The 21,964-nt window shown below is 34.3% G+C and carries 21 protein-coding genes; all 21 read right to left on the minus strand.

Translation table 11 applies throughout. The features are described 5' to 3' along the window. Positions 1-70: 70 nt before the first annotated feature. Positions 71-1,180 (minus strand): undecaprenyldiphospho-muramoylpentapeptide beta-N-acetylglucosaminyltransferase, encoded by a 1,110-nt coding sequence (murG, locus tag CaldiYA01_RS08450; RefSeq protein WP_207178762.1) that lies wholly within the window; start codon positions 1,178-1,180, stop codon positions 71-73. Beyond that, positions 1,177-2,262 (minus strand): putative lipid II flippase FtsW, encoded by a 1,086-nt coding sequence (gene ftsW, locus CaldiYA01_RS08455; protein WP_207182814.1) that lies wholly within the window; start codon positions 2,260-2,262, stop codon positions 1,177-1,179. Before ftsW ends, murG begins: the two co-directional genes overlap by 4 nt. 21 nt (positions 2,263-2,283) lie before the next feature. Next, positions 2,284-3,660: a UDP-N-acetylmuramoyl-L-alanine--D-glutamate ligase gene (gene murD, locus CaldiYA01_RS08460; RefSeq protein WP_207178764.1), complete on the minus strand. Its 1,377-nt coding sequence runs from the start codon at positions 3,658-3,660 to the stop codon at positions 2,284-2,286. 19 nt (positions 3,661-3,679) lie between these two features. Then, positions 3,680-4,642 carry a phospho-N-acetylmuramoyl-pentapeptide-transferase gene (gene mraY, locus CaldiYA01_RS08465; RefSeq protein ID WP_207178766.1) on the minus strand — a complete coding sequence of 321 codons (963 nt, stop codon included), beginning with the start codon at positions 4,640-4,642 and terminating at the stop codon, positions 3,680-3,682. Between the two features lie 3 nt (positions 4,643-4,645). Then, positions 4,646-5,992 (minus strand): UDP-N-acetylmuramoyl-tripeptide--D-alanyl-D-alanine ligase, encoded by a 1,347-nt coding sequence (locus CaldiYA01_RS08470; protein WP_207178768.1) that lies wholly within the window; start codon positions 5,990-5,992, stop codon positions 4,646-4,648. Then, entirely contained in the window at positions 5,989-7,476 is a 1,488-nt protein-coding gene (locus CaldiYA01_RS08475; RefSeq protein ID WP_207178770.1) for a UDP-N-acetylmuramoyl-L-alanyl-D-glutamate--2,6-diaminopimelate ligase, read from the minus strand. The genes CaldiYA01_RS08470 and CaldiYA01_RS08475 overlap by 4 nt, the downstream gene beginning before the upstream one ends. Further along, positions 7,466-9,625: a stage V sporulation protein D gene (locus CaldiYA01_RS08480; RefSeq protein ID WP_207178773.1), complete on the minus strand. Its 2,160-nt coding sequence runs from the start codon at positions 9,623-9,625 to the stop codon at positions 7,466-7,468. Before CaldiYA01_RS08480 ends, CaldiYA01_RS08475 begins: the two co-directional genes overlap by 11 nt. Positions 9,626-9,660: 35 nt before the next feature. Beyond that, entirely contained in the window at positions 9,661-10,161 is a 501-nt protein-coding gene (locus CaldiYA01_RS08485; protein ID WP_207178777.1) for a septum formation initiator family protein, read from the minus strand. A 24-nt stretch (positions 10,162-10,185) separates the two neighbouring features. Next, positions 10,186-11,109: a 16S rRNA (cytosine(1402)-N(4))-methyltransferase RsmH gene (rsmH, locus tag CaldiYA01_RS08490; RefSeq protein WP_207178780.1), complete on the minus strand. Its 924-nt coding sequence runs from the start codon at positions 11,107-11,109 to the stop codon at positions 10,186-10,188. Between the two features lie 27 nt (positions 11,110-11,136). Beyond that, positions 11,137-11,568 carry a division/cell wall cluster transcriptional repressor MraZ gene (mraZ, locus tag CaldiYA01_RS08495; RefSeq protein ID WP_207178782.1) on the minus strand — a complete coding sequence of 144 codons (432 nt, stop codon included), beginning with the start codon at positions 11,566-11,568 and terminating at the stop codon, positions 11,137-11,139. Between the two features lie 182 nt (positions 11,569-11,750). Further along, the gene (locus CaldiYA01_RS08500) at positions 11,751-11,930 is read right to left on the minus strand and encodes a Spo0E family sporulation regulatory protein-aspartic acid phosphatase (RefSeq protein ID WP_207178785.1); all 180 of its coding nucleotides are present in this window, start codon (positions 11,928-11,930) and stop codon (positions 11,751-11,753) included. A gap of 97 nt (positions 11,931-12,027) precedes the next feature. Further along, the gene (lgt, locus tag CaldiYA01_RS08505) at positions 12,028-12,831 is read right to left on the minus strand and encodes a prolipoprotein diacylglyceryl transferase (RefSeq protein WP_207178787.1); all 804 of its coding nucleotides are present in this window, start codon (positions 12,829-12,831) and stop codon (positions 12,028-12,030) included. Positions 12,832-12,860: 29 nt separating this feature from the next. After that, entirely contained in the window at positions 12,861-14,141 is a 1,281-nt protein-coding gene (yfmH, locus tag CaldiYA01_RS08510; RefSeq protein ID WP_207178789.1) for an EF-P 5-aminopentanol modification-associated protein YfmH, read from the minus strand. Further along, positions 14,125-15,399, minus strand: a complete 1,275-nt coding sequence (gene yfmF / locus CaldiYA01_RS08515; protein ID WP_207178792.1) for an EF-P 5-aminopentanol modification-associated protein YfmF — start codon at positions 15,397-15,399, stop codon at positions 14,125-14,127. Before yfmF ends, yfmH begins: the two co-directional genes overlap by 17 nt. A 93-nt stretch (positions 15,400-15,492) precedes the next feature. Then, entirely contained in the window at positions 15,493-15,894 is a 402-nt protein-coding gene (locus CaldiYA01_RS08520; RefSeq protein ID WP_207178794.1) for a nucleotidyltransferase substrate binding protein, read from the minus strand. Then, entirely contained in the window at positions 15,866-16,201 is a 336-nt protein-coding gene (locus tag CaldiYA01_RS08525) for a nucleotidyltransferase domain-containing protein (RefSeq protein ID WP_207178796.1), read from the minus strand. The genes CaldiYA01_RS08520 and CaldiYA01_RS08525 overlap by 29 nt, the downstream gene beginning before the upstream one ends. A gap of 35 nt (positions 16,202-16,236) precedes the next feature. Next, entirely contained in the window at positions 16,237-17,679 is a 1,443-nt protein-coding gene (gene gatB, locus CaldiYA01_RS08530) for an Asp-tRNA(Asn)/Glu-tRNA(Gln) amidotransferase subunit GatB (protein WP_207178798.1), read from the minus strand. Between the two features lie 40 nt (positions 17,680-17,719). Continuing rightward, positions 17,720-19,180 carry an Asp-tRNA(Asn)/Glu-tRNA(Gln) amidotransferase subunit GatA gene (gene gatA / locus CaldiYA01_RS08535; RefSeq protein ID WP_207178800.1) on the minus strand — a complete coding sequence of 487 codons (1,461 nt, stop codon included), beginning with the start codon at positions 19,178-19,180 and terminating at the stop codon, positions 17,720-17,722. 30 nt (positions 19,181-19,210) lie between these two features. Further along, positions 19,211-19,495 (minus strand): Asp-tRNA(Asn)/Glu-tRNA(Gln) amidotransferase subunit GatC, encoded by a 285-nt coding sequence (gene gatC, locus CaldiYA01_RS08540; RefSeq protein ID WP_207178802.1) that lies wholly within the window; start codon positions 19,493-19,495, stop codon positions 19,211-19,213. Positions 19,496-19,715: 220 nt separating this feature from the next. After that, positions 19,716-20,951 carry a hypothetical protein gene (locus tag CaldiYA01_RS08545; protein WP_207178804.1) on the minus strand — a complete coding sequence of 412 codons (1,236 nt, stop codon included), beginning with the start codon at positions 20,949-20,951 and terminating at the stop codon, positions 19,716-19,718. Positions 20,952-21,469: 518 nt separating this feature from the next. Next, positions 21,470-21,796 carry a hypothetical protein gene (locus tag CaldiYA01_RS08550; protein WP_013411584.1) on the minus strand — a complete coding sequence of 109 codons (327 nt, stop codon included), beginning with the start codon at positions 21,794-21,796 and terminating at the stop codon, positions 21,470-21,472. Between the last annotated feature and the right edge of the window lie 168 nt (positions 21,797-21,964).

The following is a 21,964-nucleotide window of genomic DNA, read 5'->3' on the forward strand; positions in this document are numbered from 1 at the left end:
ACTTCCAAACTTTCTAGAAAACTGTCGCATATTATTTTATTCTTAACTTGCATTGTCTGTTACAAAAATCTTATTTGATGTATTCCCTTATTACTCTCACTATATTTTCAGTTGCATCAGGTCTTCCAAGGTTTTTGCTCTTTTTTTCCATCGAAGCATATAGTTGTTTATCATGTATAAGCTTTTCTAATAGAATTCTGAGCTTATCACCCTCAAGCTCACGTTCAAGCACTACAAAACATGCTCCTTCTTTTTCTAAAGCCCTTGCGTTGTACTCTTGATGGTTATTAACAACATATGGTGATGGAACAATGATACTTGGCTTACCAAGTGCAGTAATCTCTGAAATAGCTATAGCACCACCCCTTGAAATAACAATATCAGCAGCAGCAAGATATTTTGGCATTTCTTTAATGTATGGATACAAACTTATGTTTGATCTAACATTCAACTGTTCTGCAAAGCTCTTCGCATCTTCAAACTTTTTCTCACCTGTCGAAAGGATAAAATGTATATTATTGTTACTTTCAAAAGATTTTGCAAGTCTTATTGCGGCTCTATTTAGATTTTCTGCTCCTCTACTCCCACCAACTATCAAAACAATGATTGTGTTATCTAATCCAATTTCACGTTTTGCTTGGTTTTGATTATAATTTAAAATCTCAAGCCTAATAGGATTTCCTGTTAAAATGACATTTTTGCTTTTTTTGAAGTATTTTCTGCTCTCCTCAAAGCTTATCAAAACCTTGTCACAAAACTTTGAAATTATCCTGTTGGCAAGACCTGGAAAAGTATTTTGTTCGTGCAAAATAATCTTTATACCAAAACTTTTCGCAGCAAGTGCAACAGGAAGTGATACATACCCGCCAGTTACAAATACACAAGCTGGATTGCACTGTTTTAATATCTTCCTAGCCTGCCAAAATCCTTTCAAAAACTTTACTGCTACAGTTATATTTTCTATTTTAAACTGTCTTTTAAGACCTTTTACTTCTATGAACTCTATTCTGTACCCTACCTCTGGTACAATCTTTGCTTCAAGTCCTTCTCTTGTTCCAATAAAGATTATGTCTACCTGACTATCAATCTTTTTCAAACAGTCAGCAACAGAAATTGCAGGATAAATATGACCACCTGTCCCACCACCACTTAATATCAACGTTTTTCTTATTTGTGTCATTTTATCACCTTTATCTTTCTTGAAATACTCAGTAATATTCCTACACCAAAAAGATGAAACACTATTGAAGTTCCGCCGTAAGTTATAAAAGGTAGAGGTACACCTGTTGCTGGCACTGATGCTGTTACAACAGCAATGTTCAAAATTGCCTGCATGGCTATTATACTTGTGACACCAAATGCTAAAAGCGTTCCAAACCTATCAGGACTATTTAGCGCAATAACAATTCCTCTCCATACAAAAAGAACAAATAAGACTATCACAAAAATAGCTCCAATAAACCCCAGCTCTTCACATAAAATTGAAAATATAAAATCTGTGTGGGGTTCAGGAATGTACAGTAGTTTTTGTCTACTCTGACCAAGCCCCATACCGAAAAGTCCACCAGAGCCAATTGCATACAATGACTGAATTATCTGGTACCCCTTGTCTGTCGGGTCTGCCCATGGATTGAAAAGTGCTTGAATTCTTTCTACTCTGTACTGTTCTTTTGTTGTAAGGTAATACAAAACTGGTACAGCCATAGCACCCATTGTGATAAAATATCCAATATTCAATCCCCAAGCAAAGAGCATAAGTATTGAAATTCCAAGTATCAGTATGCAAGTGCTCATGTTTGGTTCCTTGTATATAAGTGCAAAAAATAATCCTGTCAAAATCATTGATATGATAAAAGCTTTAAATTTTGACTTCGGTTTTTCAATATGGTCAAAATAAGTACTAAGTGTTATAACAAGAGCATATTTTGCAAGTTCTGATGGCTGAAACTGAATAGGTCCAATATCAATCCATCTACGTGCGTTGTTTACAAGTTTACCTATTCCCGGAATTAAAACAGCTATAAGCGATATTGTAGCTACTATATAAAGCATAATAGCAAACTTTTTCCATACTCTATAGTCAATCTGAGTTGTTATATACATCACTATTAAACCAAGTACAAGACCTATTATCTGTTTTTTTAAAAAATGGTAGCTGTCATGAAAATGGTAATAAGCATAGTAATAGCTTGCGCTAAATATCATCACAACGCCAATTAGCGAAAGCAAAAGAGTAATATACAAAAGCGGATAATCTATCATCTTCCTTTCCATTTTCAACACTCACATCCCTGTTGTTAAAAGCTCATTTACATATTCTTTAAATATCCTTCCTCTTTGCTCATAGTTTTCAAACATATCCCAGCTTGCACATGCAGGTGACAGAAGTATAATATCACCATTTTGAGCACATTCAAAGCTCTTTTTAACCGCTTCTTTCAAGTTTGAAACAAGCTCAAAGTTTTTATATCCGTTTTTCTCAAGTTCACTGGCAATCTTTTGTTTTGTCTGACCAAGTAAAAATACTTTTTTAGCCTTCTTAGCAACTAAGCTTGCAAATTTCTCGAAACTTTCTCCCTTGTCATACCCGCCGGCAATTAAAATTATTGGGTTTTCAAAAGCATTGAGTGCCTTTTCAGCAGCATCAGTGTTTGTACCTTTTGAATCATTATAAAATTTTATACCATTTATTTCTGCCACAAATTCTATGCGGTGTTCAACACCTTTAAAAGTCTTGAGAACTTGCTTAATCGTATTTTTTTCTATTCCAAACGGCAAAGTACAACTAATTGCTGCAAGAGCATTCTCTAAATTATGTTGACCCGGTATAAATATTTCGTCTTTTTTCATAATTTTTTGTGTTTTTCTATCAATGGTAAAATAAATTATATCGTCTTCAACAAATACTACATTTTCAAACTGAACCCTTGTTTTTGAAAATACTATAACATTCCCTTTTGCCACTCCAATTAAATCACGGGTTATGTCATTGTCATAGTTGAGAACTGTATATCCCTTTTCATCTATATTTTCGAATATTCTCATCTTTGCTTTTATATAATTCTCCATTGTTATATGTCTGTTTAGATGGTCAGGGGTGATATTGAGAATACATCCAACTCTTGGTTTGAAATATTTAATAGTTTCAAGCTGAAAACTTGATATCTCAAGCACAAAAATAGTATCTTCACTTGATGTTTCTATTGTATCAATAAATGGTAGACCAATGTTTCCACATACAACAACATCTTCATACTGTTTTTTTAAAATTTCTCCTACAAGAGTTGTGGTTGTTGTTTTACCATTTGTACCTGTGATAGCAACAATATTTTTACTTTTACAGAACCTATATGCAAGCTCAATCTCACCAATAACCTCAACACCTTTTTTATAAGCAAGCACCAAAGGTCTTTTGGTAAGTGGCACGCCAGGACTAACAACAACAAGCTGAACCTTGTCAATCACCTCATCGGGAATCTCACAATAATAGATTTCGTCACAGTACTTTTCTGCACAATTTCTATCTTCTTCTTTGAACTGTTCTTCTGCCTTTTCATCAAAACCTATCACAAAAGCACCATATTTTTTTAAAAATTGTGCACAAGCCAATCCACTTTTACCAAGACCTACTATCAAAACATTTTTCCCTATTAAATCCAATTTTAAAAACCTCCAACTACTAAATTTTCAGCTGTATCATTGCCAAGGCAAGCAAGCAAAACAAAATTGTAAATATCCAAAAGACAACAACAACTTTCGCTTCATCCCAGCCTAAAAGTTCAAAATGATGATGTAAAGGTGCCATTCTAAATATTCTTTTTTTCGTGAGCTTAAAATATAATACTTGAAGCATTACTGATGCTGCCTCCATTATATATAGCCCACCTATAACCAACACAAGTACAGGCTGTTTTAACATCACAGCAATTGAAAATATGGAACCACCCAACATCAGAGATCCTGTATCTCCCATAAACACAACTGCCGGATGTGCATTGTATCTCAAAAATCCCATACAACTCCCCACAATAGCTCCACTAAAAATTGCCATATCATGGTTTTTGGAAAATATGGAGATAATGGCTAAAAATAAAGATACTATCATTGTTACACCACTTGCCAAACCGTCAAGTCCATCTGTAAGATTCACAGCATTTACAGTGAAAACCATTAAAACCGACATCACTGGAACATATGCCCATTTCAAGTCAATGTATCTATTCAGAACTGGCAGATAAACATCACTTCCTAAATGTTTCTGTATAATATACAAAAAGGTTATACTGATTAAAAATTGAAGTACCAGTTTTTCACGTGCTCGAAGGCCTAAAGATCTTTTTAGCACAACCTTTATGAAATCATCTATAAAACCTATAAGTCCAAAAGCAAATGTGGCTATAAGAGGTGCTCCAATTGCAGGATATTTTTTGTAGAAAATTAGTGATGTTACAATAATAGCAAAACCTATAACCAGCCCGCCCATTGTTGGTGTTCCACTTTTTTTGTGGTGTGTTTTTGGCCCATCATCACGTACAACCTGACCAAATTTTAAATATTTTAAAAATGGAATTACAATTGGCATAGTAATTAAAACAATCAAAAACGAAATCATTATTGCAAGTATTGTATCAATGTCAAGCATTTTTTATCTCTCCTTGAGAAATTCATCTACAACTTCATCCAGTTTTATACCCCGCGAAGCCTTAAAAAGAATTGTACAGTTACTTGTAACTTCTCTTTCCAACACATCTAAACACTCATCTTTTGAAACAAAATATGCTTTTAAACCATCTTTTTTCTTTACTTCATCATATATATAAAATGCGTCTTTCCCTGTGCATACAACAACATCAATTGGCTTTTGCAATATGTACCTGCCAACTTTTCTGTGTTCCTCTTCAGAAAATTCGCCAAGTTCGAGCATATCGCCCAGCACCAATATCCTTTTGCCATCAAACTCACATATGCTGTCTATAGCAGACAGCATCGAATGTGTACTTGCATTGTAAGTATCATCTACAACTGTAATGTTTCCTTTTCTGATAATTTCAAACCTTCTCTTTAGTCTCTCTTTTTGGCGGATTGCTTCTTTCACAAGCTGCCTGTCTACTCCTAAAATTGTACCTACCGCAATTGCAAAAAGAGAGTTATAAATGTCATGAAAATTAAAGCTTTCTATAAAATAGGTGTAGTTATCTACCTCAAATGAAAATCCATTCTGATGTCTTTGCACGTTTTGTGCTCTAAAATTGCTCTCGTTTTCAATCCCAATAGTAATAACCTTTCTTTTGAATTCCCTTTTATGAAGATTCAAAATGTCATTGTCGTTATTTATAATCAGTATCCCATTTTCTGGCATCCCGTCCTGAATCTCTGACTTTGCAAGAAAAATGTTGTATCTTGACTTTAAATTTTCAATGTGTGCAATACCAATATTTGTTATAATTCCAATATCAGGTTTTGCAATTTGAGATAGTTTTGATATTTCGCCAAAATTATTCATTCCCATTTCAAATACAGCAATTTGAGTATCATCTGGAATATTCAGAATAGAAATCGGAAGACCTATATGATTATTATAGTTACCTTGGTTTTTATAAGCTTTATATTTTAAGCTAAGTACACCGTATATATATTCCTTTGTTGAAGTCTTGCCTACACTTCCAGTAACCCCTATAACTTTTAAGTCGCTTAATTTTTTTCTTATATAATAAGCCAAATTTTGCAGTGCTAAAAGAGAATCCTGGACTTTAACATAAGGTATATTTACATCTTCAAATTCTTTTTGAGAAATAAACGAAATTGCACCATTTTGCAATGCTTCTTTTACAAAATCATGTCCGTCAAATCTAATTCCTTTTAAAGGAATAAATAAGGTATCTTTTCCTATGTTTTTGCTATTAATTGAAAAATTTTTAACAATTACATCATTAGAAAAATTTTTAAGTTCTCCATTCACAGCTTTTGCTATCTCAGAAAGCCACAGGTTCATTTTCTTAACTCCTTTAAGATATTCTTCACAACCTCTCTTTCATCAAACGGTATAGTTCTATCCTTTAAAATCTGGTAAGTTTCATGGCCTTTCCCAGCAAGAACAATAAAATCATTTTCTCTTGCATTCTTTATAGCATATCTGATAGCTTCATATCTGTCGGGTATAACCACATAATCAACATTTGTCTTTCTTATCCCCTCCAAGATATCGGCAATTATCTTGAGCGGGTCTTCTGTTCGCGGATTGTCAGATGTAACAATTACAAAATCTGCCATCTTGCCAGCAATCTCGCCCATAATTGGTCTTTTTGCTCTGTCTCTGTCTCCGCCACATCCAAAAAGTAACACTTTTCTACCATTCGTAACTTCATCTACTGTCTTCATAAGATTTAATAGTCCATCTGGTGTGTGTGCATAGTCAATTACCACAGTAAACTTTTCATTTGACTCAACAATCTCAAATCTGCCGGGCACAGCTTTTAATTTCTCAAGTCCTTTTTTTATTGTATCAAGTTCAAGGCCAAGCGCGATGCAACACGCTCCAGCGGCAAGGCTATTGTAAATTGAAAAAAGACCGGGGATATTAAGTGTTATCTCTGCTTTTTTGTCATTATACCACATATCAAATTGATTTTTGTTAACAAAAAGTTTAATGTTTTGTGCAAAAACTTGGGCATCGCTGTCCTTTGCATATGTCACACTGTCAGGATACATTTCTATAATTCTCTTCCCCCACATATCATCGGCATTTACAACCCTTTTTTTGCTCATATTAAAAAGTTTTAACTTAGCATTAAAATAATTTTCCATTGTTCCATGAAAGTCTAAATGATCCTGAGTAAGGTTTGTAAAAACTCCAACGTCAAAATCACAGCCGTAAACCCTGAAAAGCTCAAGAGAGTGTGAAGACACTTCCATCACAACACTGTCAACACCTTCATTTTTCATTTGCCAAAAGAGTTTTTGCAGGTCATAAGACTCAGGCGTTGTATGCTGTGCCTCAATTTCTTTGCTACCTATCATATTCTTGATTGTACCAATCAACCCCACTTTTTGTCCATGAACTTCAAGGATAGACTTTATCATAAATGTTGTCGAAGTTTTACCATTTGTACCTGTCACACCAATCAGTAAAAAGTCCTTTGAAGGATGACCAAAAAAGTTTGCAGACATAACAGCAAGGGCCCTTCTGGTATTTGAAGTCTTTATATAATCAACCTTCCCTTCAATCTTAGATGTGTCAAAAAACTCATCTACAACCACCAAACGAGCACCATTGTGGACCGCTTCATCGATATATTCATGCCCATCTGTCTTAAAACCTTTTATACACACAAAAGCACAGTCTTCTTTTGCATTTTTTGAATTGTATACAATATCAATTATTTCTTTATCAAAATCCTTAACATTTGTTTCTATAATATCAACGTCCTCAATTAAATCTTTTAATTTCAAGAATTCTTCACCCTTTCTATTCTGCATTTTCTTTATCAGCAATTTCAACCTCAACAATTGAACCTATTGGGACTTTTGTCCCTGGCTGTGGATTTTGTCTTATAATCTTTCCTTTCATTCCTTTAACTTTTATGTTGAGAAGACTATTTGAAAGCACCTTTTGTGCATCCTGTGCACTCAAGCCCACTACATTGGGAACAATTACAGTTGTTTGTGACATTTCTTGAGTGAACAATATTATTGTTGAACCTTCTTTCAACATAAACCCAGCTTTTGGAACCTGGTCAATCACCTTGTCACCATTTCCTATGACCCTTGCATTAAATTTGTTATTGTTAATTTCTTTCTTTGCATCCCCAACATTCATTCCGATTGTGTTTGGAACTATAAACTCTTTATATAGCTCTATCTGTTTTAACTCCTCAGCTGTATACTGTGGCTGGACATCCAAATATCTGAGTATATCATTTAATAAGTCTCTTGCAACTGGTGCGGCTATAAGACCTCCATAATAAAGTGAAGGGTCAGGCTCATCTATAATGACAAGAACTGACACCTCGGGATTGTCGGCCGGCGCAAACCCCCCAAATGATGCTATATACTTTTTAGATGTTTTGTCGTACTTTTGCGAAGTTCCTGTTTTCCCTGCAACTTTATAGCCCAAAAGATAAGCATTGTGACCTGTACCGTTTGTCACAACAGACTGAAGCATTATTTTAAGCCTTCGTGCAACGTCCTGGTGCAAAACTCTTCTTTTTTTCGGGCTGTCAAAAGACTTTATCAGTTTTTTGTCCTTATCATATATGGCCTTTACAACATGAGGCTGGACCCACACACCGTCATTTGCAACTGCATTTATCATACTGATAACCTGAATTGGAGTTGCTGAAATTCCCTGACCAAAAGAAATTGTTGCAAGTTCAACAGGCCCAATCTTACTCAGTGGCTGAACAATCCCTTTTGCCTCACCGGGAAGGTCTATTCCAGTCTTTTGACCAAACCCAAAAAGATTTATATACTTGTAGAGTTTCTCTTTTCCCAGCCTTTGTCCCACTTCTATGAATACAGGGTTGCAAGAATTTTGAACACCTTCAACAAAGTTTTCACTGCCGTGTGGATTGTAATACCTCCAACATTTTATCGTTGCATTTGCAACCTTGACATATCCTTTGCAATAAAATTGAGAATTTTCATTAACAACCCCTTCTTCAAGCCCTGCAGCTGCGGTGACTATCTTAAATGTTGAACCGGGCTCGTATGTGTCTGTCAGTGCTCTGTTTTTCCACATTGACTGGACTATCTTGTTCTTTTCAGCTTGAGATAGTTTATCAAAGTCAGGAAACCTGTCTTTGTATATAAGATCAAATGGTTTATTGGGGTCAAAATCAGGTTTGGAGGTCATAGCTAAAATCTCGCCTGTTTTGACTTTCTCAACAATAATGGTTACACTCTTTGCTTTGTTATCATAAAGAGCTTTTTGTGCATACTTTTCAGCAAAATGCTGTATTGTTTCGTCAATTGTAAGCATCAGGTCATAGCCATCGACAGGCTTTTTAAAAAACTCTTCTGAAAATGGAGCAGCTCTGCCACTTGCATCAGTCTGGGCTGAAATGGCACCTGGTTTGCCGCGAAGATACTTATCATAATAAAGTTCAAGCCCAGACAGTCCTTGGTCGTCAATCCCTGTAAAGCCAAGAACCTGAGCCAGAAAATTACCGTTTGGATACACCCTTTTTGTCCCACCTGTCAAATAAATCCCTGGCAGAGCATATTTTCTTATCTTATCTGCCTTCTCTTTGTCAATATTGCGTGCTATGTAAATATCTGAAACTCCCTTTGTATTTAGCTTTTTTAAAATTTTTTGATAATCCATCTGTAAAATACCAGATAACACTTTAGCAGTCCACTCTTTTTCTTTGATTTGATTCAAAGATGCAACAACCGTTTCAGCTGTAATTGACATCGCTAAGATCTTGCCATTTCTATCCACAATACTTCCTCTTTTGGGTGCAACAAGCCTTTCCCGCGTCCATTGTGAAAAAGCTCTTTTTTTAAGTTCTTCACCTTTTATTAGTTGAAGATAAAAAAGCCGTCCCACCAGCATTACAAAGCTTAAAAAAAACACTGACATAATAAAAAGAATTCTCTTTTTTATCTTTATAGATGCTTCTTTCAAGCCTTTTTCCTCCAGCTTTTTGGGTCTTAAAAATTTTAAAAGATTTTCTTAATAAAGTTTATTATCAAAGACACTTTATTATTATAATTCGATTTTTCTTCTTTTGCGACCTTCTGTTTTTTTTCTTCAGGCAACTGAACAGTAACATACACAACTTGCGAAAATTCAGGATATGCCATTGAATATTTTTGTTGTGCAATCTTTTCTATCTCAGATAGAGTAAGCTTCCCATCTATCTCAAGTTTTAACTGTTTGTTTATATCAGTTTGTAATTTAAGGTCATTCTGAAGCTGAGCAAGTTTTGCTCTCTCATGAGTAATATTCACATACCCGCACATAATAATTATTGACATGCTGCAAAATATGCAAACAAACAATATATTCCTAAAAAACCTTGATCTTTCAACTTTCTTTTGTTTTAATATTTGTTTTCTTATGTGATTTTTTTTTGCAATTTCTTGTTCAATCTCTTCTCTATCAGCCAAATTATTTTCCCAGTAATCTTCGCTATAAATTGCTGAACCTGCTCTTGACATTTTAAAAAACCCCCTTTTTATTTTTCAGACCTTTTCAGCAACTCTCAGTTTTGCGCTGTGACTTCTTTTGTTTTTCTCAATCTCTTCTTTAGAAGGGGTTATTGGCTTTTTTGTTATGATGTTAAGCTCTTTTTTCTTGCCACATATACAGACAGGAAGATCTTTCGGACAAATACAGTCAAGTGAGTGAAATTTGAAAAACTCTTTTACTATTCTATCTTCAAGAGAGTGAAAAGAAATTGCACATATCCTCCCACCAGATTTCAAAAATCTCAAACTCTTTTCAAGCGCGATCATTATTTCCTCAAGTTCTCTGTTTACCTCTATTCGGATAGCCTGGAAAGTCTTTTGTGCAGGATGTGAACCATCTTTTGGCTTCGGTACCACAGAAGAAATCAAGCTACTCAATTCTGTTGTGGTTTCAATAGGCTTTTTATTCCTTCTTTCCACAATCGCTTTTGCAATCCTTCTTGCAAACCTCTCTTCACCATACTCTCTTATTATTCTCTCTAAATCTTCCTTAGAATAGAAATTGATAACATCATACGCGGTTAGTTTTGATGTTGTATCCATCCTCATATCTAAAAAAGCTTCTTTGCTGTACGAAAAACCTCTTTCTTGCTTGTCAAGTTGCAATGAAGAAACACCAAAGTCGAAGAGTATTCCATCTATCTTTTCAATTCCTAAAGCTTCCAGCACCTCATCAACTTTTGAAAATGAAGAATGCACTATCTCTACATTCTTGTAAGCTTCTAATTTTCTTCTGCCAAGCTCAATAGCTTCCAAGTCCCTGTCAATAGCAATAAGAAAACCTTTGTTAGAAATCCTTTCAAGTATTCTTTTTGAATGTCCACCAAGACCAAAAGTAGCATCAACATAAATTCCATCCGGATTTGTAACAAGAAAAAACACCGACTCTTCAAGTAGCACCGGTATGTGTTCATACATTAAACTTTCCCCTACTCCTTCTAAAACTTATATACCCAGCTCCTCCATTTTTTGTGCTATTCTATCAACCGAAAGGTCCTCATTAGTCATTTCTTTGAGCCAGTTATCCTCGCTCCATATTTCAATTCTTGTCATAACACCAATTATAAATACCTCTTTTTGAATACCTGCATATTCTCTTAGGTTCTGGGGAATGAGGACTCTCCCCTGCTTGTCAACCTCGCACTCACACGCCCCCGCAAAGAAAAATCTCAAAAATGTTCGTGCTTCTTTGCTTGTAAGTGGAAGTTTTTTAAGCTTTTCCTCAAGCACAGACCACTCTTTCAAAGAATATCCAAAAAGGCAGTTATCAAGTCCTTTTGTAAGGATAAATCTCTCACCAAGTTCTTCTCTGAATTTAGAAGGAAGTATTATTCTACCTTTATTGTCTACCACATGCTTGTATTCTCCTATTAACATTAAACCACTTTACTCCACTTTGAACCACTTTATAAAAATATTCTATACCAATTTGAAAAATCCTTCAACAAATGAAAAAAAAAATAGGGCAGATTTTTATCTGCCCTATTTTTTATATCGTAAAAATTCTCATCTTTTGTGTTTTGCCTCCTATCAGGCTCTTTTTGACCAGGCAAACTTTTTTACACATTCCCTTCCTTTTTGACTAACTTTTTGAGCACCATTTCATTTCTCTCTTTGTAATAATCCAGAATCAGCTTGTCCAATTCTGTACTGACATGATATATTGACTCATAATCAGCGTTGCTGTTAATCAGTTCATCCAACTTCTCTCTCAACTTCATTATCTTTTCTGTTATCATATTCCCACCATCTTACAAAGATTGTATTTTAATTATAAACCCAAACGCGTATTTTGTCAACAAAAATACTCTAAAAATACATTGTGCTGTTTTTTTGCTATATTTTGTCGAAAAATGACCTTTTGTTCTTTAACACAATTGTACTTCCTACAACAATGCACAAAGCTGCAACAATCTGGGATACTCTAAAATTCCCTATCATTAAACTGTCTGTTCTCAACCCCTCGATGAAAAACCTTCCGGTAGAATAAAATATTAAATAAAATCCTAACATATCCCCTTCTTTCTTTTTATACTTTCTGAGAAATAATAAAAGCAAGAAGACAAAAAAGTCCCATAAAGACTCATACAAAAATGTTGGATGAACATCTATTCTTCTCCCAACTTCATTGCTATAAATCTGCATACGCCATGGAAGATTTGTCTCATAGCCGTAAGCTTCCCTGTTTGCAAAGTTACCCCATCTTCCTATTGCCTGCCCTAATATCAGACCGTGAACACCCACATCACATATTTTGAAAAAATTTATTTTTTTTATCTTGCAATAAATGTATGTGCTCAAAAGCGCACCTATCAAAGCTCCATATATCGCAATTCCACCCTGGCGAATGGCAAAAATGCTTAGAATATTGTCCTTGAACTCTTTAAAATTAAAAATCACATAATAAGCCCTTGCAAAGATTATTGCAACAGGTAGTGCAATTATTGCAATGTCAAGCAAAACCTCTGGGTTTACTTCTTCTTTTTTAGCAAAATATGTGCTTGCAAGAAAACCACATAAAAAACCAATTGCAATTATAATCCCGTACCATCTGACCTCAAGTCCAAAAATCTTAAATGCAACTGGACTAAAATTAAATCTCAAACCAAGCCCTGGAAAAACAATACTATCATCTATCATTTTCCTTTGCTCCAAACTTTATATTTGTCTTAATTTGTTGGCCAAACAATTGATATACAGCTTGTACTTTCATCAAAAAATTCTTTGAGCCTTTTTTCGCACATTTCAAATGATACAGAAGATATTTGTTTAACATATTCAAATATATTTACTCCTTTGAAATAGTTGTATATAAACTCAACAGAGAGTTTTTCAGGATTATCAAACTTTCTCAAGTGAGTCCCCAAAACAACCTTTTTTGCTCTCTCAAACTCTTCTCTGTCAATTCCTTTTTTCTTGACATCCTCAATGTGCTCAATTATTCTTCTGTAAACCTCTTCAGGGTCTTTGCTCTCTCCACCAATCATAAAGAATGAATATTCAGGTTCACAGTTGTACTCAAACCCAAAGTTCTGGTTGATAAGTCCTTCTTTATAAAGCTTTTCATAAAAATCTGTGGATTTTCCAAACAGCATTTCAGCCATTATCTGTGTTTGTATATCCTTCATTATCATCTCATATGGCGGAAGGTCATTTTGATTGTCTTTAAAGCCTATATAGAAGATTGGCACTGCCACTGAAAGCCTTGCCTCTATCTTTTTTTGATTTAATTTTTCAGGCTCATCAGGATAAATCCTTTCTATCAGGCTTTGATATTCTTTTGTCTTTTCCATCCTTTCAATTGTATCAAAAACTTTTTTAGGGTCCACATCACCGCATACAACAATTATCATATTGCTTGGATGATAGAATGTATTATAACACAAATACAAATCCTCTTTTGTAATTTTTTGAATACTCTCTAATGTTCCTGCAATGTCAATTTTCACAGGATTGTTTACATAAAGTGCATTCAAGAGATTAAAATAAACCCTCCAGTTTGGATTGTCCTGGTACATTCTTATCTCCTGTCCAATTATCCCTTTTTCTTTCTCGACATTTTGATCAGTAAAATACGGATTTTGAACAAAATCTAAGAGAATCTCAAAATTTTCATAAAAGTTTTGAGTGGATATAAAATAGTAGACTGTTTCTTTGAAGGAAGTAAATGCATTTGCCATTGCACCAAATTTTGCAAATCTGTCAAACACATTTCCTTCTTCTTCCTCAAACAATTTGTGTTCCAAAAAATGTGCAATGCCATCTGGAACCTCAACAACCTCTTTTGTTTTTGGATGAACAAATTTACTATCAACAGAACCGTATTTTGTTGCAAAACCTGCAAATGCCTTGCTGAAGTTTTTCTTTTTTATGACAAAAGCTTTTAGTCCATTTGAATATGAATTTATATAAATCTCTTCATTGAGAGCATCATCATAAATCCTTTCCATCTTTAGCAACACCTCTGTTTTTCAAAAAATATACAGTATCAAGCTCAAACCTGTTTGCTATCTTTTTTATATCCTCTATATTCACATTTTTGAGGTTTTCAAAAACTTCCTTGGGTTCTATTATTTGTCCAACTAATGCCTGATTTAAATAAAAACTCAGAAGATCCCTTGGACTGTCATATATAGCCATCAGAGCTGTTTTATAATAGTTTATTGCACTTTCATATTCGATATCATCAATCCTCCCATTTTTGATATCCTCTATCTGCTGCAAAATCATATTTAAAGCCTTTTCATAGTTTTCAATTTCAATTCCAGAGCTAATAATCATTACAGATTTGAACCTGTCAATCCTTGAAAATACGTAGTAGCACAAAGAAGCTTTTTCGCGAACATTTTCAAAAAGTTTTGATTTTGGAGATGCTCCTAGAATTCCGTTGAGCATCAAAAGTTTGTAATAATCCTCAGATGTCACATCCACATTTGTTCTTATCCCAAGGGCAATTTTGCCTTGATTTACTTCCATCTCTTCTGTTACATATCTTGTGTTTTCAAATGGAATGTCTACAAAAAAATCATTGTGTATACTCTCTCTTTTTTCCTCTCCAAAAATCTCTAATGCTTTTGAAGTTGCCCATTCTTCATCATAGTCACCATAGACAAACACGTACATAGGCTTTTTGGTAATAACCTCTTGGTATTGTGAAAAGAGCTTTTCTTTTGTGATGGTTTGCAAGTCATCAACATTTCCTTTTTCATAAAGAGCATAATTTTGCCCCTCAAACATAATCTCTATACATCTGTCAATTGCATATTGAACCTTGTCGTTTATCCTGCTTTCAATCTCCTGTTTTAGATTGTTCTTCTCTTGCAATATAGCTTCTTCTTCAAATCCACCGCCATATTTTATCGGACCATATATGATGTCATACAAAAACTGTAGCGCTTTTGTATAAAGGTTTTCTCCTGCAAATCTATCATTTAAAAAGCTTATTGCAAATGAAATTGCCTGCAGGTCACCCTTTTTATCCACATCAATGCTCAAAGATGCACCATACATATTGTCCAAAAATCTATTTATTTCTTTCATATCCTTGTACTTATTGTTCCCTCTTATTAAAACCATTGGAAATAGAGCATTTAAAGTATTTTTTTCTCTTTCAAGCCTATCTATAAAGGTAACTGAAATCCTGTTTATCTTGAACCTGTCATCACAAAACGCCATATAAAAATTGTTGTTTTTCTCTTTTTTTTGCATCTTACCATCTCCTCAAAAGACAACTTGCTAAAAGCTTATTTTCTCAATTTTATTTTACCCTTTTTTACAAATCTATCAACAAGTTTGCCATCTTCATAGCTCAGAAATTATTATCTCTTCAAACTTTAAAACCAACTTCCTAAATAGCTCTACATACTCAAGTTTAATGTTTTGGTAAATCTCATAAGCCATTTTTTGGTCATATAAGTGAGAAGTCATATTTCTATCTGAAAGCATTTTAAGCCATTTGTCACCGTCTTCTATAATGCCATTTTGATATGCATACTTTATAACGGTCCGAGGATTGTTAATCTCCAAACCAGTATACTTCAAATATTCCCTCATGAGCTTCCATGAAAGTTCAAAGACAAATTCAAATCTCTGGATTGCCCCGTCCATAATAATATCCTTGTCCGGCTGTATACTTATACCTTCTTCTAATCTTTTTAAAGCAGTCTTAAAATCTTCATACTTCTCTACTATTCTCTCTTTCATATATAATTACTCCTTCTTTTATGATACTTTCTTTGAGATTTTCTTTTGTAATGCTATCGAACGCAACAACATCAAACAGCAATATTGTATTAACTTCTTCTAATTCATCCTGGATTTTATAAATTGGATTTTCACTCTCCTCTTCAAGCCAAATACATATATCTACATCAGAACCTCTTCTATAGTCTCCTCTTGCCCTCGAACCAAAGATACAAGCTTTTCTCACTTGCTTGTATTTCTTAAAAATTTCGATAATCTTATTTAAGATTTCTTCCTCTATTCCAAACCTTTTGGTTTCCACCTTCATTCTCACCTTTTCAAAAAATTTAAAAAAGAGGGAGCTTAAATTTTCTCAAGCTCCTCTCTTAAGATTTCATTCACAAGCTGTGGATTGGCCTTGCCTTTTGTTATCTTCATAACCTGCCCCACCAAAAATCCAAACGCCTTGTCTTTGCCATTCTTGTAATCTTCTACTGATTTTGGATTGTTTGCTATTGCCTGTTTCACAGCTTCTAAAATTACGTTCTTGTCTGTTATCTGAACAAGCCCTTTTTCTTTTACAATAACTTCAGGATCTTTGCCCGTTTCAAACATCTCTTCAAAGACTTGTTTTGCAATAGTGTTGGAAATTGTCTTGTTATCAACAAGGTTAATAAGGCTTGCAAGCTGATTTGGCTTAATCTTTATATTATTAATTTCCTCAGGTTCTAACCCTTTGTCATTTAAGATTCTCATAATCTCTCCCATCATCCAGTTGCTTGCAGCCTTTATGTTTTGCGTATATTTTATGCACTCTTCAAAATAGTTGGCTATAGCCTTTGATGAAGTCAGAACGCCGGCATCATATTCTGGAAGCCCATACTCTTTTATATACCTTTCCTTTTTCTGGTCAGGAAGCTCAGGAATTCTCTTTCTAATCTCCTCAATCCAGCTGTCGTCTACAACTATAGGTGGAAGGTCAGGCTCTGGGAAATACCTGTAGTCATGCGCTTCTTCTTTTGTCCTCATAGATAAACTTATACCTTTTGCATCATCCCAGCGCCTTGTCTCCTGAACAACAACACCGCCGCTTTCTAAAACCTCTATTTGTCTTCTTGCCTCATATTCTATTGCCCTCACAACAGATCTGAAAGAGTTTAAGTTTTTCATTTCTGTTCTTGTACCGAATTCTTTTGAACCTTTTGGTCGCACAGACAAATTCACATCCACTCTGAGCGAACCTTCCTGCATCTTGCAGTCAGAAACCTCTGTGTATTGCAAAATTGCTTTTAGCTTTTCAAGAAAAATTCGTGTCTCCTCACTTGAACGTAAATCCGGCTCTGTAACAATCTCAATCAAAGGAACACCGCACCTGTTAAAATCAACAAGACTTCCTTCTTCCCACTGGTCATGAAGAAGCTTTCCAGCATCCTCTTCTATGTGAATTCTTTTTATTCCTATTCTCTTTTTCTGCCCATTTACCTCAATGTCTATATAACCATTGTAACAGAGTGGCAAATCATACTGTGAAATCTGGTAAGCCTTTGGAAGGTCCGGATAAAAATAATTTTTTCTGTCTTGCTTACTATATCTTGCTATCTGACAGTTTGTTGCAAGCCCTGCCATTATGGCATATTCAACTGCCTTTTTGTTCAAAACAGGAAGAACTCCTGGCATACCAGTGCAAATAGGACAGCAGTGGGTATTTGGCTCACCGCCAAACTCTGTTGTGCAGCTGCAAAATATTTTCGACTTTGTCGCAAGCTCAGCATGGACCTCTAAACCTATCACAACCTCATATTCCATCTTCTTATTTCACCTCTTGATTAATAACTTTTGTAGAGATTTATAAATTCTTGGGTTTTAGGTTTTTATGTCCACTGTTTTGTTCATAGGTATATGCAACTTTTAAGATAGTCTCTTCATCAAACGCCTTTCCTATTATTTGAAGACCTATTGGAAGACCATTACTATCAAATCCGCATGGAATAGAAATAGCAGGAAGCCCAGCAATATTTACAGGCACTGTACATATATCAGACATATACATCTCAAGTGGATTTGAAACTCTTTCACCTATTTTAAAAGCTGTTGTTGGACTTGTAGGAGTAATTATTACGTCATATTTTTGGAAAGCTTCGTCAAATGCCCGCTTAATCAATGTCCTAACCTGAAGCCCTTTTTTGTAGTATGCATCATAATACCCCGCAGAAAGTGCATATGTGCCAAGCATAATTCTTCTTTTTACCTCAGGTCCAAATCCTTCAGACCTTGTCTTTTTGTATAAATCTATTAGGTCTTCATAGTTTTGCGTCCTGTACCCATATTTGATTCCATCATACCTTGCAAGGTTTGAACTTGCCTCAGATGATGCAATGATGTAGTAAGTTGGAAGAGCATACTCAACAATTGGTATAGAAAACTCTTCATAATCTGCACCCAAAGATTTTAAAAGCTCAAGAGCTTTTTCAACAGCTTTTTTTACTTCTTCATTTACACCTTTCTCCATATATTCTTTAGGCACACCTATTTTTAGACCTTTCACATCGTTTTTCAATGCTTTTGTAAAGTCAGGAACATCAACTGGTGCTGATGTTGCATCATATGGGTCATGTCCGCAGATGATATTCATAGCTAAAGCACAGTCTTCAACATCTTTTGTCAAAGGTCCTATCTGGTCAAGAGAAGATGCAAATGCAACAAGTCCAAATCGCGAAACCCTTCCATATGTTGGCTTCATGCCAACAACTCCACAAAGTGAAGCTGGCTGTCTGATAGACCCACCTGTGTCAGAACCAAGGGTGAAAAATGCTTCATCTGCCGCAACAGCCGCAGCAGACCCACCTGATGAACCCCCCGGAACTCTTTCCAAATCCCACGGATTTCTTGTTGTGTGGAAAGCAGAGTTTTCTGTTGATGAGCCCATTGCAAACTCGTCCATATTGAGCTTTCCTAAAAGCGTCATATTATTTTCTTTTAGCTTTTTCACAACAGTTGCATCGTAAGGGGGAACAAAGTTGTAAAGGATTTTAGATGCACAGGTTGTTTTTATTCCATTTGTGCAAAGATTATCTTTCAAGGCAATTGGAAGACCGTAAAGCACCCCTACATCTTCGCCTTTTGCTATCTTCTCATCAATCTTCTTCGCATTCTCTAAAGCTTCTTGTTCTGTGATTGTTATATACGACTTTACTTTATCTTCAACCTGTTTAATTCTCTCAAGAACACTTTCAACAACTTCTTGGCACTTGACCTCTTTTTTCTTGATAAGATCAATTGCCTCGTGCGCAGTTAGTTTGTAGAGCATCTTTTGTTTTGCCTCCTTACATATAAAGATTTATTCTACTATTTTTGGGACTTTTATGCAAACATCGTCATGAGATGGAGCATTTTTCAAAATCTCTTCACGTGGATACGAAGGTTTTACCTCATCGCTTCTAAAAACATTGTAAAGATTCAGAACATGCGCAGTTGGTTCAATCCCTTCAGTATTTAGCTCAGAAAGCTTATTTGCAAATTCAATTATAGCACCAAGCTCTTTTGTCATCTTTTCTATCTCTTCTTCTGTTAAAGTTAGCCTTGCAAGGTTTGCAACATATTCAACATCGTTTCTTGTAATCATGCTTTATCTCATCTCCTTTTGTTTTTAAAGCTTTTTTGCTACTCTTCTTTATTTTATAGTAAAAAAATCTCATTATCAAGAAAAAGAAGAGGGGTACTTATCCACAAAAAAATAAAGCCTTCTGTTAAGGCTCTTATTTCCTTTAATCGCAATTAAGGAGGCTTTTGAAATTGGTAAGTTAACAAAGTGTTACAGCAAAGATTTTATTTCCTAAAGAAAATTAAAATTTAAGTAACAAACCTTGGAGAATTATTACGCCACACAACATTAAGAACTTAATTTTTTCATTTTGCCAAAAAATTTTCAACACAAAAAACAAGAGTGAATCTAATACTAAATACCAAATTACTTTGTAATACCAAAACTGTTGTAAAAAGGCAAGTAGTAAGAAATTTAAAAATATGTTAATAAGCACAAAAGGCAATGCTGAAAATGTTAATTTTAAGTGGTTCAATCTATGCATATAGAAATATATATGTTCTTTTGTATCCATCAAGTAGAATAGTAAAAGGTAAAATAACATAAAGCTATGAATGATAAAATAGCAATATAGTTGTACACTTAATTGCAGTTTTGGCAGGATAATAACTGATAATACCGTTATCAACAATAACAATATTAATTGCCTCGAATAGACTCTTTTGAAAATCAAAAATTGGCATAAATAGGCATTAAATGGAAATGACAGCGCCAAATCACAAGATTTCTTTTCATTAAAATCAATCAACTTCTTGTATTCTTCACCTACTTCTACAAGTAATCCCCAGTCACCTCTTGCAAATCCCCAGTTTGATTTATATATAATCTTGCTATAATTTAGCAATTTTTGTGTATCAACGTTTTTCAAAATTATGGGTATTAACACTATCTCAATTGCTAATAATATAAGAAAAACCTTTTCATTTAAAAAATAAGCTAATAAAACAAATATCAACAACGATAGCGTTTTTATTATGAAAGAATATTTTAAAAAAAGAGTAAACGAACAGATAAACTTGATTGACTCTGAAAAAATGTCTGTTACAATAAACAGAAATAAAATTTCCTTTGTTATAAAATAATGTAAATTATCACCAAATATATATATCATGATTTTATATAAAAAGTAAAATAAAAAACTTCTTGAAATTAAGTAGTTAATGAGTCTGATTATCATTACAAGTCCAAGTTTATAAAAATTTTGCGTATAAAAATGAACAAATGTAGGAAAATAAATATGGATGTTAGTATTCCTAAATATATATGTCTTCAATGCGAAGAATAATGTAATAGCTAAAAGGATCATCCATTTATTTGCTAAATAATTAAATTTATTTAAAGAATGGTTATCAGTCAAACTTGGCGTCATCCAAAATAATAGTATCAATCCTAATACCAGTAACATTCCAAAACGTTTAAATATCAACATTTGCATTCGTAGTTTATCTTTATATTCAACTAAAAGCAACTTTAACACTTTACTCTACACTCCTCTTAAGTTCAATCTCTCTGTCTATCAAACCTTTTACATATTCAACCTCGTTATTTTTTTTATCACACCACCTATGCGCACAATAGAGATTGTGACCGTACATCAAAAGTAAGATTGCTCTAATCTTAGTATATTCCTCTGTCTTACATAGCAGTATTTTCCACTCATTATCCGTATACTTTTGCTAAATATAGCTTTTGTGTTTTTTTCTTGTTCTATTATGATTTTTGCTACAATTAATCTTTTAACCACTTATTCCCTGTAGTTTTCTGTTAAAATTTTATACAACTACTTGCAACTTTGTCAATGATCAATTTTGCTTTTTTTCGTCAAAGTAATTTCATTTTTTGAGTTTAGATCTCGATTAAATTAAAAATTCCCACCTCAATATATTTTTCTGTAGAAGAGTAAATATTTTGACATATTTAGTCCAAAAAATAAAGGACTGCAAAGCGCAGTCCCTCTCCTTACAAAACACCTTTCAAGCATATACTTACCTCACCTTAGCTTGCCATCCTCTTTGTCAGAACCTCGCAAACTCTCTCTTCAATACCAAGTAAGTAAATCTTATAATCTTTTGTTGCAATCACTGTTCTTCTGTCACCTGTTTTGCTGGGGTATGCATCTTTAAAATCTGTCCATTTAACAACTCCAAAGTGTTTTTTTGATGGGTCAATTAGGTAAAAACCGTTTTGGCAGACATGCAACTTCATTCTACCCTGATACTTTATGTCTGGATGACCTTCAATGTACTCAACATCAAGCGGCTCACAGATGTCACGTCCTAGCTCTTTTATCTGTTTTGGAACACCTAACCCAAACAGACCCATCTGTGATCCCCCCTATTCATTTCCTAATTTTATTATACCATTTTTGAAAATTGTTTAACAACTTTAATCTAATTTCTGATTACGCTGATTTAATTCAGTTCAGCCTTCATTACTAAAAGAACAAAAAGGGAAGAAGGATTACATTCCCTTCTTCCCTTTTGTTTTTCT

This window comes from Caldicellulosiruptor diazotrophicus, assembly GCF_017347585.1.
In the GTDB taxonomy this organism is placed as follows: Bacteria; Bacillota; Thermoanaerobacteria; order Caldicellulosiruptorales; family Caldicellulosiruptoraceae; genus Caldicellulosiruptor; species Caldicellulosiruptor diazotrophicus.